Raw genomic sequence first — 16092 nt, 5'->3', positions numbered from 1 at the left:
CTATGACCAATACTTATAAACTCTCGGTTAATGATGAGTTTGAGTTTCAGTTAGATGCTCAAGACGTCAATTCCCTAGATACCAGCTTACAACCCAATAACAAACAACATATTTTAGAAGATTCTGCCTCCCAATCTGTACATATAGAAGGTAAAGATGTACTTAATCGCCAATATACAATTCGTATAAATGGTAATAGATATCAGGTAGCCATTAAAAATGATCTCGATCTTCTAATTGAAGAAATGGGATTAAGCTTAGGAGCAGATGCTATAGAGAATGATATTTTTGCACCAATGCCAGGTGTTATTTTAAGTGTAGATGTAAAGGAAGGAGACAGTGTAAAAGAAGGCGATACACTATGTGTGCTAGAAGCTATGAAGATGGAAAACGCACTGCTTTCACCAAGAGATGGTGTCATTAAATCTATTGAAGTTTCTACAGCAGACACCGTTGAGAAGAATGCCTTATTGCTTACCCTAGAACCATTATCATGAAAAAAATATTAGTTGCCAATCGTGGCGAGATAGCCCTTCGTGTTATGAAAACAGCACGCGAAATGGGTATAAAGACAGTTGCCGTTTATTCTGAAGCAGATAGGCATTCACCACATGTACGTTATGCAGATGAAGCTATTTTATTAGGACCACCACCATCGTCGGAGTCCTACCTTTTAGGCGATGTAATTATAGAAAAAGCTAAAGCATTAAATGTTGATGCTATTCATCCAGGTTATGGCTTTTTAAGTGAAAACGCAGGTTTTGCTAAAAAAGTTAAAGAAAGTGGTATAGTTTGGATAGGTCCAGATACTCATGCTATCGAAGTTATGGGAAGTAAGTTAGCAGCTAAAGAAGCTGTAAAATCTTATGATATACCAATGGTTCCAGGAATAGATGAAGCTATTGAAGATGTAGATAAAGCTACAAGCATAGCTAAACAGATTGGTTTTCCTATTCTTATAAAAGCTTCTGCTGGTGGTGGCGGAAAAGGTATGCGTGTTGTAGAAAAAGAGACAGAATTAGAATCTCAAATGAAACGAGCCATAAGTGAGGCAAAATCTGCATTTGGTGATGGTTCTGTATTTATTGAAAAATATATAGCATCTCCTAGACATATAGAAATACAAGTACTAGCCGATAAACATGGCAATACAGTTCATTTGTTTGAGCGTGAGTGCAGTATACAAAGACGTCATCAAAAAGTTGTTGAAGAAGCACCATCTAGTGTCTTATCTGAAACGCTGAGAGAAAACATGGGAGCTGCAGCTGTAAGAGTTGCAAAAGCTTGTGATTATGTTGGAGCTGGAACTGTAGAGTTTTTAATTGATGATGATCATAATTTCTACTTCCTAGAAATGAATACAAGATTACAAGTAGAGCATCCTGTAACAGAACTTATTACAGGAATAGACCTTGTTGAGCAGCAAATTAAAGTTGCTAACGGAGAGACGTTATCCTTTACACAAGAAGATCTTAAAATTAATGGTCATGCAGTTGAGCTTAGAGTTTATGCAGAAGATCCTTTAAATGATTTTCTTCCAAGTGTAGGTAACCTAGAAGTTTACAAGTTACCAGAAGGAAATGGAATAAGAGTAGATAACGGTTTCGAAGAAGGTATGGAAGTGCCTATCTATTACGATCCAATGCTGGCTAAATTAATTACCTATGGTAAAACTAGAGAAGCAGCAATACAACTTATGGTTGAAGCTATAGATGCTTATGAAGTAGAAGGTATCCAAACAACATTGCCATTTGGAAAATTTGTGTTTGAGAATGATGCATTTAGAAGCGGAAACTTTAATACTCACTTTGTAAAAAACAACTATTCTCCAGAAAAACTGAAAGCTCAGTTTACAGAAGAAGCAGAATTGGCAGCTAAGGTAGCGTTAAGACAATACCTAAAAGATTCAAAACAATTAAGACTACCAAAATCGTAATATCAGGATGAGTAATATAAAAAAACAACTTGAAGAAAAAATAGCACAAGCTCATTTGGGTGGCGGCGAAGCACGTATAAAAAAACAACATGAAAAACATAAACTTACTGCAAGAGAGCGTGTAAATTATTTGTTAGACGATGGTTCTTTCGAAGAAATGGGCATACTGGTTACGCATAGAACAACAGAGTTTGGTATGGACAAACAGAAGTTTTATGGTGATGGTGTTGTAACAGGATACGGTACAATACAAGGCAGACTAGTCTATGTTTATGCACAAGATTTCACTGTTTTTGGAGGTGCATTATCAGAAACACACGCAGAAAAGATTTGTAAGGTTATGGATCACGCCTTAAAAGTAGGTGCTCCAATTATTGGTCTTAATGATTCTGGAGGAGCACGTATTCAAGAAGGTGTACGCTCTTTAGGAGGATATGCAGATATCTTTTACAGAAATGTACAAGCCTCTGGAATTATACCTCAAATATCTGCCATTATGGGGCCTTGTGCTGGTGGTGCTGTTTATTCACCTGCAATGACAGATTTTACCTTAATGGTACAGGATAGTAGCTATATGTTTGTTACAGGTCCAAATGTGGTTAAAACCGTTACAAATGAAACAGTAACCTCAGAAGAATTAGGTGGTGCAAGAACGCACGCCACTAAATCTGGTGTAACACACGTTACCGCTAGTAATGATGTAGTTTGTCTTGAACAGATTAAGCAATTATTAAGCTACTTACCTCAAAATAATAAAGTAAAAACAGAAGCTATTTCTTATGAGTTAAATGATGAGGTTAGAGAAGAACTAGAAGGTATTATACCAGACTCTGCTAATAAACCTTATGATATGCATACGGTAATTTCGGGGATAATAGATAAAGACTCTTTTTTCGAAATTCATAAAGACTACGCAGATAATATTATTGTTGGTTTTGCCCGATTAGGCGGAAAAAGTATTGGTATAGTAGCCAACCAGCCTATGAGTTTGGCTGGTGTTTTAGATGTAGATAGCTCTAAAAAAGCAGCTCGATTTACTCGTTTTTGTGATGCCTTTAATATTCCATTGTTAGTATTAGTGGATGTTCCAGGATTTTTGCCCGGAACAGATCAAGAATGGAATGGTATCATTTTGCACGGTGCTAAATTATTATATGCTTTAAGTGAAGCTACAGTACCAAGAATTACAGTAATTACCAGAAAAGCATATGGCGGTGCATATGATGTTATGAATTCTAAACATATTGGTGCAGATATGAATTATGCTTGGCCAACTGCAGAAATTGCAGTAATGGGAGCAAAGGGTGCAAGTGAAATTATATTTAGGCGTGAAATAAAAGCAGCCGAAGATCCAGAGCTTAAGCTTTCTGAAAAAGAGGCAGAATATGCAGAAACCTTTGCTAATCCATTTAAGGCAGCACAGCGAGGCTTTATAGATGAAGTGATTATGCCTAAGGATACCAGACGCAAGCTTCTTAAATCTTTTGCTATGTTAGAAAATAAAACAGTGTTAAGACCAGAACGCAAACATGGTAATATTCCACTTTAATTAGAAAAACATATTTTTTGAAGGAGATGATTTTGAAAATTAAATCATCTCCTTTTTTATTCATTTTAAAGCAATTATAATTTCTTTTTATAGAAACCTTGGTTTTGTTTTTCGTAAGCATTAAAAAACTGTAATTTTGCAAAGTTTTTTAGAATGGCTATGGCAAACACAACTTTTGGAATAAATAACAAAAAAGAACTTTACGATTATCAAGCAACCGATATTGCGAAAATCTTCGACCGTATCGAGAAGCATCCAGATAATTACAATCTCCTGTATCAACTTCCTACAGGTGGCGGTAAAACCGTGATATTTTCAGAATTAGTACGCCGTTATATAGAGCAAACCAATAAAAAGGTAGTTATTCTTACACACAGGATAGAGCTTTGTAAGCAAACTTCTAAAATGCTTAAAGAGTTTGGTGTAAAGAATAAAATTGTAAACTCTAAAGTTAAAAGGCTTCCAGATCAAGACAAGTACAATTGTTTTGTGGCAATGGTCGAAACCTTAAACAATCGTTTACAAGATGATATTTTTGATGTAGAAGATGTAGGTCTTGTAATTATAGATGAAGCTCACTATAACTCATTCAGAAAGCTTTTCAAATTCTTTGAAGGCTCTTTTATGTTAGGTGTTACTGCAACTCCCTTAAGCTCAAACATTAAACTTCCTATGTATGAGGTTTATGATGATCTAATTGTAGGAGAAGATATACCTTCATTAATTAAAAGAGGATTTTTAGCAAAAGCAAAAACCTATAGCTATGATGTTCATTTAGGAACATTACAAGTTGGGATGACAGGAGATTATACCGTAAGATCTTCCGAAGAACTTTATGGAAATATGGTAATGCAAGGTAAACTCTTGCAAGCCTATGAAGCCAAAGCACAAGGTACAAAGACCTTAATATTTAATAATGGTATACGTACTTCAGAAGAAGTTTATACTACTTTTAAACGCGCTGGGTACGAAGTAGAGCACTTAGACAATACACACACTAAAGAAGAGCGTAAAGCTATTCTTAAGTGGTTTAATGAAACACCAGATGCTATCTTAACATCTGTAAGTATTTTAACTACAGGTTTTGATGAACCTTCTGTTGAAACAATTATACTTAACAGAGCTACAAAATCATTAACGCTATACTATCAAATGATAGGACGTGGTTCTCGTGTGCTTGGTGATAAGAAAGAATTTACAGTTTTAGATCTTGGTAATAACGCTGCACGTTTTGGTATGTGGAGTGAACCTGTAGATTGGCATCGTATTTTTAAATCTCCAGACTATTTCTTAGAACACCTTCGTAGTGATGATGAGATTGAACGTGAGTTTAAATATGTTATGCCAGACGATTTAAGAGAGCGTTTTAAAAATACCGAAGACATCTCATTTAATGTTCGAGCAGAATATGAGAAGATTATGAAGTCTCATGGAAAGTCTAAGATGGTTATTGAAAAATCTATAGAGCAACACTCAAAAATGTGTATTGAAAACAGTGAAGATGTTTTTGATGCAAGAGAGCTTGCTAAGCTACTTAAGGATGATATAGAGTATAGAATACGTATTTTCTCATATTGTATAATAAACAATACCAAGAACTATAAAAATTGGTTACAAGAAGAGTATATGCGTAAACTACGCTTAAGCTTTAACGGTAAGTTTTAGTATTCAAGAAACTTGATTTAAGTTATAAAAAAAACAGCAAGCCATTAAGTGCTTGCTGTTTTTTTATAGCTTTATTACTAAGGATTAATTAGTTGCAACCTCAGTTTCATTTCCTTGAATTCGTTTTGCAACCGCTTCAACGTCGTCTAAAACTCTTAATAAGTTTCCAGACCAAAGCATTTCAATTTCTTTTTGAGTATAACCACGCCTAACTAACTCTAATGTTACATTAAAGGTTTCAGAAGCGTCTTCCCAACCGTGAATACCGCCACCACCATCAAAATCTGAACTAATGCCTACGTGAGAAATTCCAATTTTTTCAACGAGATAATCTATATGATCTACAAAATCTGAAACATTTACAGGTGCTATTTCCTGCTTTAAGGCTTCAACCTTCTCTTTCGAAGCATTTATAACTTTTCTATAATTATCATAATATGCCGTCCTTGCTTCATTGTCTAAAAGTCTTACGCTATCACGCTCAATGATTTCAAAACCCATCTTTTGTCCAACTGATTTGTATAACTTTTGCTTAGCGTCATTAAATGCATTGTGCTTTTCGGTATTTAAATAACTGCTGAATGCTACAGTTTGTACAACACCATTGTTATCTTTTAACCATTGTAACTGCTCATCATCTAAATTTCTACTATGATCGCAAAGCGCTCTGGCAGATGAGTGTGAAGCTATTATTGGCGCTTCGGTTAAATTTATCATTTGTCGCATGGCTTCTTTAGATGGATGAGATACATCTATCATCATACCAACACGATTCATTTCAGAAACCACTTCTTTTCCTAATTCACTTAACCCATTATGTAACCAGACACCATCTTCTTCTCCAGTGTTAGAGTCTGATAATTGGCTGTGCCCATTATGTGATAAAGACATATAGCGTGCACCCATATCGTAAAATGTCTTGACGTTACTAAGATCTGTACCTATTGGGTAACCGTTTTCTATACCTATCATCGCAACAAGTTTGCCTGATTCGTGTATATCTTTTACTTCTTTAGAGGTTGTTGCTAAAGCAATATCGTTTGGAGCAATACTGTCTACTAACCTATGTATAGCTTCAAATTTGCTAATAGCATTATCGTATGCGTTTTTATAACCTATGTCATTTAAAGAGTCTTGTCCTGTATACACAATAAACCAAGCCACATCTAAACCTCCTTCTTTCATATTAGGAAGATTAACTTGTGTTTCTAATTTTTGTGTATAGTTAATGGAGTCTGTGAAATTTCGAATATTTATATCACAATGTGTATCTAAAGTGATAACTTCTAAATGAATAGACATGGCCTTTGCAAGCAGTTGATTTTCGGTTAGTTCTTTAGGTTCAATTTCTTTACAACTTATTGAAATAAAGACTAATAATACTAGTGAAAGGACATTTCTCATTGGTGGTAGTTTGTAGCTAAAGTACAACTATTCACTAAAATATGATTCTTTAGTGGTTTAAGCTTTCTCAATTTTTGGTATCTTAGATGGCTAAATCTTACTATATAATGAAATACCCATTAGTTGTATTAACCGCGCTACTAGTAGTATTAGGGTGCGCCAACCAAAAATCAACCACAAAAAAATCAACCAATACACCAACATCTTCAGCTTCAAAAGACGATAAGATAAAACCTTATTCGAAAGTCATTACGAGTGCTGCAAAAACAGATGATGGTTTATTTAAAGTTCATCAAATAGGTGAAAAATATTACTATGAAATACCGAATGCTGTCCTGCAAAAAGATATGCTTTGGGTAAGTAGGATAGCTCAAATACCATCAAATTTAGGCGGTGGTTATATGAATGCAGGAAGCAAAACTAATGAGCAAGTGGTACATTGGGTTAGGTTTCAGGACAAAATCTTATTAAAGGTAAAAAGCTACTCAGAAGTTGCTTTGGATACTTCTGCAGCAATTAATAATTCTGTCTTAGTAAATAATTATGAGCCTACACTTTATGCATTTGATATTGAAGCCTTGAGTGCAGATAGTACAGCTACGGTTATTGATGTTACTAAATTCTTATCTTCAGATGTTCAGGCTATAAGTGGTTTGAGCTCAAGACTAAGAAAATCTTATAAAGTAAAAAACCTAGATAAGGATAGAAGCTTTATTAATAACATAAAGTCATTCCCTGAAAATATAGAGGTTAAACAGGATTTTACCTACAATGCTTCTGAGCCACCATCTAACTCAGCTACAGAATCAATAAGTCTTCAAATGAATCAATCTATGATTTTGTTGCCAGAAGAACCAATGCAACCAAGATTGTTTGATCCTCGTGTAGGTTGGTTTACAACAAGCCAGATAGATTACTCGAGTGAAGCTTTAAAAGCAGATAAGAAAACTTATATAAGACGTTGGAGATTGGAACCTAAAGATCCTGCTGCTTATGAGAGAGGAGAATTGGTGGAGCCTATTAAACCAATAGTTTATTATTTAGATCCTGGTACGCCAGAGAGTTTAAAAACCTATATAAAACAAGGTATTGAAGATTGGCAAAAACCTTTTGAAACTGCAGGTTTTAAAAATGCAATTATAGCTAAAGATGCTCCAACCAAAGAAGAAGATCCAGATTTTAGTCCAGAAGATATAAGATACTCTGTAGTGCGTTATGTTGCTAGTACCACCAGAAATGCTGTTGGGCCAAGTGTGAGTGATCCTCGTTCTGGAGAAATTATAGAAAGTGATATTATCTGGTACCATAACCACCTTAGGTCTTACAGAAATAGATATTTATTAGAAACTGGCGCAGCAAATCCTTCAGCTAGAACTTTAGATACTAATGCAGAAGAAATAGGAGAGATGATGCGTCAAGTTATTGCACATGAAGTAGGTCATGCATTAGGTTTTCCTCATAATATGGCAGCCAGCTATGCATATAATGTTGAAGATTATAGAGATGGAGAGTTTACTCAAAATAATGGTATAGCTGCCAGTCTTATGGATTATGCGCGTTATAACTATATAGCACAACCTGGAGATGAAAATATAAGGTTTGTACGCCAAATGGGACCATACGACCACTATGCTGCAAACTGGGGTTATCGTGTTATTCCTAATGCAAATTCTCCAGAAGCAGAGTTGCAAACTTTAAATTCTTGGATACTTGAAAAAGCAAATGATCCAAAATATAAATTTGGAAAACAAAGCAGTAGTTTTGATCCACAATCTCAAACCGAAGCTATAGGAAACAATCCTATAAATGCAAGTACATATGGTATAAAAAACTTAAAGTATGTTGCTGAAAATTTACCAAAGTGGACATCAGATCAAACTAATGATTATGCAGATTTAGAAGAGCTGTATGGAGAACTTTTAGGGGTTATGTCTCGTTACGTAGGACACGTAGTTACTAATGTTGGTGGTGTGTATGAAAATTTAAAAACACCAGAGCAAGAAGGTAGTGTTTATACTGTTGTAGATAAAGACACTCAAAAACAGTCTGTATCTTGGTTACACAATACAATTTTTGAGACACCACAATGGCTAATTGATAAAGCTATTGTTCAAAATATATCTGAATCTGGTTATTTTGAACGCCTACGTAGTTTACAAACAAGACATTTAAACAACCTATTAAGCTTTGATAGAATAGGACGCTTAATTAATGCTGAAACTACAGAGAATGAGTATTACTCTGCTTTAGAGATGTTACAGGATGTTAGAAGAGGAATCTTTAATGAAGTTACTTCTGGAAAGCCAACAGATTTATATAGAAGAAACTTACAACGTGCTTTTGTAGAGCAAATGGAATATTTACTAACTGAAGAAATGAGTCGAGGAAGATATGGCGAGGTATATTATACAGTTGATCAAAGTGATGTGCGCGCTTTAGTAAGAGGAGAACTTAAGTTATTAGAACGCCAGTTAAAATCTGCAAGATCGTCTAACACATTAACAAAATACCACTATGATGATTTAGAGGATCGTATTAATTTAATCCTTAATCCAGAAGGTTAAGAGTTTTAATTATAGAATATAAAAAAGCCGCTTTATTAATTTAAAGCGGCTTTTTTATAAATAAACAGAGTCGTAAAACTATCCTAAGTATTTCTTTAAGATCTTACTCTTACTTTCGTGACGCAAACGTCTAATTCCTTTTTCACGAATTTGACGAACACGCTCTCTACTTAAATCAAAAGTTTCACCTATTTCTTGTAAAGTTAACGGCTGTTGTCCTCCAAGACCATAGTTAAGTCTAATAACATCTGCTTCACGTTCTGTAAGGGTATCTAGAGCACGCTCTATCTCAACACTTAAAGAATCTTGCATTAAGTTATTATCTGGGCTTGGGCTTTCTCCACTCTTTAATACATCATATAAGTTAGAGTCGTTTTCACCTTCTTGAAATGGCGCATCCATAGAAAGGCTACGTCCAGAGTTTTTCATTGCAGTTTTCACCTTGCTTACAGGCATATCTAACTCCTTTGCAATTTCTGCAGCAGAAGGCGGACGCTCATAAGCTTGCTCTAAATAAGAGAATGTTTTATTAATCTTGTTAATAACACCAATCTTATTTAAAGGTAAACGTACAACTCTAGAATGTTCTGCTAGTGCTTGTAGTATAGATTGACGAATCCACCATACGGCGTAAGAGATAAATTTAAAACCACGAGTTTCATCAAAACGTTTAGCGGCTTTAACTAAACCAACATTTCCTTCGTTAATTAAATCTGGTAATCTTAATCCTTGATTTTGGTATTGCTTGGCAACAGACACCACAAAACGTAAGTTAGCTTTCGTTAACTTCTCTAATGCTATCTGATCACCTTCTCGTATTCTTTGTGCTAACTCAACTTCTTCTTCAGCCGTTATTAAATCTAGTTTACTAACGTCTTGCAGGTAGTTATTTAAAGATTTAGATTCTCTGTTTGTAACCTGCTTGGTAATCTTGAGTTGTCTCATATATTCTAGGGATATTTTCGTTTAACACCACATAATGCATTAAATTTTTGGATTTTCCAAATTTTTAACATTTTATTTTAAATTTAGTAACTTAATAAACGGTAAAAAGTGATGTGTTTTACAGTTTTCATTTCTTTGTTATATAACGCAAAAACTATACCTTTTGTTGTTTATATTTGCGCAATAAAACCAATTTAACATCATGTCAGATAAAAAGCAAAAACAAGAGTTTGAAGAAAACGATTATATTCTTCAAGATACACCTAAAACTAAAGTAGGAGCCACTATCATAATAGTAGCTGTTATTATCTGTATTATCGCTATTATACTTTCTGGAATTTACTTTGAACTTTGGTAGAAGCTTCTCAGTTTACACATTTACCAAAAATTAAAACACAGCGTATTGCTGTAAAGCTTAACAAAACCGCCCAAGGTTTAGTTAAACAAGGTCATCCTTGGGTATTTTCAGATAGTATTGTAAAAGAAAGTCATTCTCCTAAATCTGGAGATTTGGCCATTATTTATGACAATCATACTAATAAGCTTATTGCCTTAGGATTGTATGACATAGATTCTCCCATAAAAATAAAGGTCTTACACAATGGCAGTCCTGCTACTATAAATTCCTCTTTTTTTGAATCTAAAATACATACTGCCTACGCTAAACGATTAGACCTTTTAGATACCAACACAAATGCTTACAGACTCCTTTTTGGGGAGAATGACAATATGCCAAGTTTTATTGCAGATGTATATGCAAATGTCTTGGTTATTAAACTGTATTCTGAAATGTGGTTACCTTATTTAAGTGATATTCTTCCACATATAATTAATGCAACTCAAGTAAAAACAGTTGTGCTTAGGTTAAGTAGAAAACTAGACCAGCTTTTAACAACTAAAGGTTTGTCTGATGGATCTATTCTGTATGGAAACCTAGAAGATGAAGAGGTGCACTTTTTTGAACACGGTATTAATTTTAAGGCCAATGTTATAAAAGGTCATAAGACAGGATATTTCCTAGATCACAGATACAATAGAAAACGTGTTGGAGAGTTGAGCAAAGGAAAATCTGTTCTCGATGTGTTTAGCTATGCTGGAGGTTTTTCTGTTCATGCATTAGCTAAAGGAGCAAAAGATGTTACTAGTTTGGATATTAGTGCACAGGCATTGGCAGTAGCTAAGGAAAATGCAACTTTAAATGACCATAAAGGTACACATCATATAATTGAAGGAGACGCTTTTGAAAAACTACAACAGCTCATACAAAAGAACAGAAAGTTTGATGTTGTAGTTATTGATCCTCCAAGTTTTGCAAAGAAAGCAACAGACGTAGAAAAAGCTTTAAAAAAATATGCGCAACTTGCTAAAATGGGTGTACAACTTGTATCTAAAAATGGCACACTTGTATTGGCATCTTGTAGCAGTAGAGTAGAGGCTCAAGATTTTTATGCTATGGCAGAAAAAGCTTTAAAACAACAAAATGTTACTTATAAAGTTTTAGATAGAACAGCTCACGATGACGATCATCCTATAGCGTTTGCAGAAGGTGCATACCTTAAAACTATATATTTTAAAATATCACAATAAAAAAAGGCTTTCTAAAATTTAGAAAGCCTTTTTAAATTAAAATTGAATTGTGATTATCCTTCTTTACTCATTAGTGCAAAGAACTTATCAAGATTTGGAAGAATTAAAATTCTTGTACGTCTGTTAGCAGCTCTGTTTTCATTAGAGTCATTAGCCACTAAAGGTTTATAAGAACTACGACCAGCAGCAATCATTTTTTCTGGAGCAACATTATAGTCGTCTGCCAGTTTTCTAATAATAGCTGTAGCACGTTCTGTACTTAAATCCCAGTTGTCTTTAATATAACTTCCTTGTTTTACTGTACGATCATCTGTATGACCTTCAATCATTACCTCAATAGCTGGTTCTGAGTTTATAACAGCAGCTAAACGCTCTAACAAGCTATTAGCTTTATTACTAACTCTATAACTACCACTATTAAATAATAATTTGTCTGACACAGAGATCATTACCACAGTCTCGTCGATATTAACATCAATATCTTCATCGTTACCATCAAAATTCTCTCTCATAGACTTGGTTAAGCTATAACCTACAGCTAAGTTAATTGAGTCTTGTAAGGTTTTTGCATTAGCTAGTTTTTGAGGATCAACGTTTTGCAATGTCTTTCTCATTTGCTTTTTCTGATTTTCAGAAATTACAGCGACATCACCAACTGTTTCAAATTTAGCATCACTCTCGTCTTTAAGAGAATTAATTTTAGTATTGTAAGCTTCAACACGATCCTGAATAGAATTGTATTTTGCTTGTAACTCCTCTTTTTCAACTTGAGTTTTAGTTAAAGTAGATCTTGTATTGTCATATTCGTTTTGTAATTGAACATACTTTTTCTTAGATACACATGATGTTGCTAAGATTCCTATAGAAAGTGCTGAAAGCACCATAACTTTTTTCATTGTTTTAGTTTTTGGTTTGAACCATGATAACAGAGATTGCATGGCTTTGGTATTTCAGATTACTTATTGTTATGTTAAATGATGTGAAGGTTTGTTAATTAAAATGAGGGCGTTTATAAACTAAAAAAACCTTCAGTAATTAAGTGACTGAAGGTTAGTTGTATAAGTAAAATTGTTGTTGCTTTTAATTTAAAGCAGATTTATAAGCATTTAAACAACGCTCTCTAGCTTCTTTATGGTCTACCATCTTTTCTGGATACTTATCTGTGTTGTACTCTTTAACCCAATGGTTAATGTATGTTTTATTTTTATCAAACTTATCTATTTGAGTTGTTGGGTTAAAAATTCTAAAGTACGGAGCAGCATCTACACCAGAGCCTGCAACCCATTGCCAATTACCAACATTGCTGGACATTTCATAATCTAACAGTTTTTCTGCAAAATATGCTTCGCCCCAACGCCAATCTATTAATAAGTGTTTACACAAAAAGCTTCCTACTACCATACGTACACGGTTATGCATTAAGCCAGTTTCATTTAACTGGCGCATACCTGCATCTACTAAAGGATAACCAGTAGTACCATTTTTCCATTTTTCAAATTCTTCTTCATTATTACGCCACTCTATACGGTCGTACTTCTTTTTAAAAGCATTATTTACAGTTTCCGGAAAATGATAAAGTATCTGCATGAAGAATTCTCGCCAAATTAATTCGTTCCAGAATGTCTCGTCTTTAGCATCTATAGCTTTCTTGTATATTTTTCTAATACCAACTGTACCAAACCTTAAATGCGGACTTAGATTAGATGTACCATCCTTGGCTGGAAAGTTTCTAGTATCGTTGTAGTTTTCAATTAATGTTGGAGAAGTATCGTACTCAGGAAATGAAATTGAGGATTTTTTAAACCCCATTTCAGATAAAGACACATTTGGTAGTCTTGTGTTTTTTACGGTATTATCTAAATGTTGAGATGTATAATGAATCTTTAAAGTGTGGTCTTTAAAATTCTCTTTCCACGTATTCTTGTAAGGCGTATACACTAAGTAAGGATCGCCATCCTTTTTAACTACTTCGTCTTTTTCAAATATTACTTGATCTTTATATGTATTAAATGAAATATTATTCTTGCTTAGTAATTCCTTAATACTTGAGTCTCTCTCTTTTGCATATGGCTCATAATCTCTGTTGGTAAACACCTCTTGAACCTGATAATCTTTCACTAAAGATTTAAATACTTTTTCAGGTGTATCGTGAAACATTGCTAAACTACTATCATAGTCATCCTGTAGCTCTTTACGCATTTCTTGTAGGGTTTCAAAAATAAACGTGACGCGAGCATCATTTTCAGGAAGTTTATCTAATATGTCTTTATCGAAAATAAATAAGGGTAAAACAGGATAATCGGCTTTTAAGGCTTCTAGAAACCCTACATTATCATCTAAGCGTAAATCTCTCCTAAACCAGAATATTGAAACTTTTTTTGACATTTTAATTAATGTTTAAAGTACTCATACCTCCATCAACTCCAAAAACTTGACCTGTAATCCAAGCACTTTGATCTGTGAGAAGAAACTTTGCTATTGCAGCTATATCTTCAGTTGTTCCTACCCGTTTTAGAGGATGCCTATCATTTATTTTTTCTCGTTTCTTGTCATTATTAAGAAGTTGAGCGGCTAGTTGTGTATCTGTGAGTGATGGTGCTATTACATTTACTCTAAATGTTGGTGCATACTCTGCAGCTAATGCTTTTGCAAAACCTTCGATTGCGCCTTTTGCGGCTGCTACACTGGTATGAAATGGCATCCCTACTTTTACAGCAACAGTACTAAAAAATACAAGACTAGCTTGCTCACTCTTTTTTAGCTTTGGTAACAATGCATGAACAGCTTTGACTAAAGACATGAAATTGATGTTTATGTCTTCTTCAAAATCTGAAGGTTTCAGCATTTTAAATGGCTTAAGGTTTATACTGCCAGGACAGAATACCAAACCATCGATTTGATCTGGTAAATTTAATGAAGTGATGTCATCCTTTTGTACATCAAACTCTAAATGGGTTACTAGAGAGGTGTCTAATTCTCCTGTAGTTCTAGAAGCAACAAAAAGGTTGTGGTCGTCCTGCAATAGTTCAGTTTTACTTAAACCAATTCCTTTTGAGCCACCAATTAATACAATATTCTTTTTCAAAACAATTTTTTGTTTAAATATACGAAGAAATAATTAAACAGAATATTGAATAGTAGATATGAAAAAAGGGATTCAATACGAATCCCTTTTAATTTATATAATTTACTAATGTAGCTTAGTTGTCAGCATCTATTTGATCTGTGTCTTTTCTCGTTTTAAGCATGCCTACGCCTGCAAAGAAAAATACGATACCAATTATTAATAATGCCCAAGGACTTAAACCTACATTCATACTTCCAAAAGCTCCTAAAACGCCAATTACTAAACCTATGGCACCAGCTATGGTAAGTATTAAAGCTAAAATCTTAATCATAATATTTAAATTTTGGTTAGATGTTAAATATACTGAGAATAGCTAGTATTAGTAGTATAGTTAAGAATACTTTAGGGATTACTCGTCATAAATGTTAGAGTAACTGTTACCTTCTGTCACAAAGAATTCGCCATCAATAAATCTGTAGTTTTTACCAATATTAGCTATATCTTCTAAGTCTTCTTTGCTTAGCTCAATATTATCACTCTCGAGGTTTTCTTTAATCCTACCCTCATTTGTAGATTTAGGAATAACGGCTGTACCGCGTTGTTTTGCCCAAGCAATTAAAGTTTGACCTTTTGAAATATTATTTCGTTCTGCAACTTTCTTAATAGTATCATCTTCAAATAATGATGGCTCATCATCTGCTTTCATTCCTTCAGATCTGTCACCACTTCCTAATGGAGAATATCCTGTAAGCAAAATACCTTCTTTAGAACAATATGAATATAAATCGTTTTGAGGTAAGTAAGGATGTAATTCAACTTGATTCATTTCTGGCATTTCTTCAACTTTACCTTTCAAGCTTTCTAGCTTTTCTTTGCTAAAGTTTGAGACACCAACATGTTTAATTAAACCTTGTTTCTTTGCTTCAATCATTGCATTTAATGTTTCATGAAGTGGTGCTTCTTCTAAAGATAAATAGTCTTCATCTTTTTCTGGAAAGCCATTTACACTTGGTTTAAATGCAACTGGCCAGTGCATAAGATAAAGGTCTAAATAATCAAGATTTAAATCTTTTAGCGTCTTTTTAAGTGCAGGAATTACATCTTCTTTTTTATGGGCGTTATTCCATAGTTTAGATGTAACAAAAATATCTTCTCGCTTAACGTTTCCGTTTTCAAAAGATTCTTTAAAAGCTTCTCCTACAGCATCTTCATTGTCATAAGCTGCGGCGCAATCTATATGCTTGTAACCATTTTCTAACGCAATTTTTACAGCTTTTTTTACATCTTCTGGATCAGATTTCCAAGTTCCCAATCCTATTGATGGTATACTGTCTCCGTCTCTAAATTTTAAGGTTGTCATAGTTTTTTCTTTTAA

General features: G+C 34.0%; 14 protein-coding genes. 7 read left to right on the top strand and 7 right to left on the bottom strand.

Annotation, left to right across the window (positions count from 1 at the left end; translation table 11 throughout):
- Positions 1-2 precede the first annotated feature (2 nt).
- The 4 genes from CL818_RS09545 to CL818_RS09530 all read left to right on the top strand — a co-directional run bounded on the left by CL818_RS09545 (position 3) and on the right by CL818_RS09530 (position 5150).
- On the top strand, positions 3-497 hold the full coding sequence (locus tag CL818_RS09545) for an acyl-CoA carboxylase biotin carboxyl carrier protein subunit (protein ID WP_272973869.1): 495 nt from the start codon (positions 3-5) through the stop codon (positions 495-497).
- A complete protein-coding gene (locus tag CL818_RS09540; protein ID WP_272973868.1) occupies positions 494-1936 on the top strand; it encodes an acetyl-CoA carboxylase biotin carboxylase subunit in 1443 nt (480 codons plus the stop codon). The genes CL818_RS09545 and CL818_RS09540 overlap by 4 nt, the downstream gene beginning before the upstream one ends.
- A 7-nt stretch (positions 1937-1943) precedes the next feature.
- Positions 1944-3485, top strand: coding sequence for an acyl-CoA carboxylase subunit beta (locus CL818_RS09535; RefSeq protein WP_272973867.1), 1542 nt, complete (start codon positions 1944-1946; stop codon positions 3483-3485).
- A 159-nt stretch (positions 3486-3644) separates the two neighbouring features.
- Positions 3645-5150, top strand: a complete 1506-nt coding sequence (locus CL818_RS09530; protein WP_041241212.1) for a DEAD/DEAH box helicase — start codon at positions 3645-3647, stop codon at positions 5148-5150.
- Positions 5151-5234: 84 nt separating this feature from the next.
- Here CL818_RS09530 and CL818_RS09525 read toward each other — a convergent pair whose 3' ends face one another.
- Positions 5235-6554 carry a dipeptidase gene (locus CL818_RS09525; RefSeq protein ID WP_272973866.1) on the bottom strand — a complete coding sequence of 440 codons (1320 nt, stop codon included), beginning with the start codon at positions 6552-6554 and terminating at the stop codon, positions 5235-5237.
- Positions 6555-6661: 107 nt separating this feature from the next.
- Here CL818_RS09525 and CL818_RS09520 point away from each other — a divergent pair, with 107 nt between their 5' ends.
- A complete protein-coding gene (locus tag CL818_RS09520; protein ID WP_272973865.1) occupies positions 6662-9118 on the top strand; it encodes a zinc-dependent metalloprotease in 2457 nt (818 codons plus the stop codon).
- Positions 9119-9196: 78 nt separating this feature from the next.
- Here the strand turns inward: CL818_RS09520 and CL818_RS09515 are convergent, their stop codons facing one another.
- Positions 9197-10063 carry a sigma-70 family RNA polymerase sigma factor gene (locus CL818_RS09515; protein ID WP_013188004.1) on the bottom strand — a complete coding sequence of 289 codons (867 nt, stop codon included), beginning with the start codon at positions 10061-10063 and terminating at the stop codon, positions 9197-9199.
- Between the two features lie 202 nt (positions 10064-10265).
- Here CL818_RS09515 and CL818_RS09510 point away from each other — a divergent pair, with 202 nt between their 5' ends.
- Complete coding sequence (locus tag CL818_RS09510) at positions 10266-10421, top strand: hypothetical protein (protein ID WP_013188003.1); 156 nt, start codon at positions 10266-10268, stop codon at positions 10419-10421.
- Positions 10415-11650: a class I SAM-dependent rRNA methyltransferase gene (locus CL818_RS09505; RefSeq protein ID WP_272973864.1), complete on the top strand. Its 1236-nt coding sequence runs from the start codon at positions 10415-10417 to the stop codon at positions 11648-11650. The genes CL818_RS09510 and CL818_RS09505 overlap by 7 nt, the downstream gene beginning before the upstream one ends.
- 53 nt (positions 11651-11703) lie before the next feature.
- Here the strand turns inward: CL818_RS09505 and CL818_RS09500 are convergent, their stop codons facing one another.
- The 5 genes from CL818_RS09500 to CL818_RS09480 form a co-directional block, all read right to left on the bottom strand.
- The gene (locus CL818_RS09500) at positions 11704-12546 is read right to left on the bottom strand and encodes an OmpA/MotB family protein (RefSeq protein ID WP_013188001.1); all 843 of its coding nucleotides are present in this window, start codon (positions 12544-12546) and stop codon (positions 11704-11706) included.
- A gap of 184 nt (positions 12547-12730) precedes the next feature.
- A complete protein-coding gene (locus CL818_RS09495; RefSeq protein WP_272973863.1) occupies positions 12731-14035 on the bottom strand; it encodes a cryptochrome/photolyase family protein in 1305 nt (434 codons plus the stop codon).
- 1 nt (position 14036) lies between these two features.
- Complete coding sequence (locus CL818_RS09490; RefSeq protein WP_272973862.1) at positions 14037-14735, bottom strand: SDR family NAD(P)-dependent oxidoreductase; 699 nt, start codon at positions 14733-14735, stop codon at positions 14037-14039.
- A gap of 115 nt (positions 14736-14850) precedes the next feature.
- Positions 14851-15048 carry a membrane protein gene (locus CL818_RS09485; protein WP_013187998.1) on the bottom strand — a complete coding sequence of 66 codons (198 nt, stop codon included), beginning with the start codon at positions 15046-15048 and terminating at the stop codon, positions 14851-14853.
- 78 nt (positions 15049-15126) lie between these two features.
- A complete protein-coding gene (locus tag CL818_RS09480) occupies positions 15127-16077 on the bottom strand; it encodes an aldo/keto reductase (RefSeq protein ID WP_272973861.1) in 951 nt (316 codons plus the stop codon).
- Positions 16078-16092 lie beyond the last annotated feature (15 nt).

Source organism: Croceibacter sp. (assembly GCF_002716225.1).
Taxonomy (GTDB): domain Bacteria; phylum Bacteroidota; class Bacteroidia; order Flavobacteriales; family Flavobacteriaceae; genus Croceibacter; species Croceibacter atlanticus.
Note: the sequence above shows the minus strand (reverse complement) of the source record. Positions and strands in the feature narration are given on the sequence as shown.

Bases quoted from the DNA above. Each gene is read 5' to 3' on its own strand.
- CL818_RS09545 (WP_272973869.1), top strand. From the start codon at position 3: ATGACCAATACTTATAAACTCTCGGTTAATGATGAGTTTGAGTTTCAG.
- CL818_RS09540 (WP_272973868.1), top strand. From the start codon at position 494: ATGAAAAAAATATTAGTTGCCAATCGTGGCGAGATAGCCCTTCGTGTT.
- CL818_RS09535 (WP_272973867.1), top strand. From the start codon at position 1,944: ATGAGTAATATAAAAAAACAACTTGAAGAAAAAATAGCACAAGCTCAT.
- CL818_RS09530 (WP_041241212.1), top strand. From the start codon at position 3,645: ATGGCAAACACAACTTTTGGAATAAATAACAAAAAAGAACTTTACGAT.
- CL818_RS09525 (WP_272973866.1), bottom strand. From the start codon at position 6,554: ATGAGAAATGTCCTTTCACTAGTATTATTAGTCTTTATTTCAATAAGT.
- CL818_RS09520 (WP_272973865.1), top strand. From the start codon at position 6,662: ATGAAATACCCATTAGTTGTATTAACCGCGCTACTAGTAGTATTAGGG.
- CL818_RS09515 (WP_013188004.1), bottom strand. From the start codon at position 10,063: ATGAGACAACTCAAGATTACCAAGCAGGTTACAAACAGAGAATCTAAA.
- CL818_RS09510 (WP_013188003.1), top strand. From the start codon at position 10,266: ATGTCAGATAAAAAGCAAAAACAAGAGTTTGAAGAAAACGATTATATT.
- CL818_RS09500 (WP_013188001.1), bottom strand. From the start codon at position 12,546: ATGAAAAAAGTTATGGTGCTTTCAGCACTTTCTATAGGAATCTTAGCA.
- CL818_RS09495 (WP_272973863.1), bottom strand. From the start codon at position 14,035: ATGTCAAAAAAAGTTTCAATATTCTGGTTTAGGAGAGATTTACGCTTA.
- CL818_RS09485 (WP_013187998.1), bottom strand. From the start codon at position 15,048: ATGATTAAGATTTTAGCTTTAATACTTACCATAGCTGGTGCCATAGGT.
- CL818_RS09480 (WP_272973861.1), bottom strand. From the start codon at position 16,077: ATGACAACCTTAAAATTTAGAGACGGAGACAGTATACCATCAATAGGA.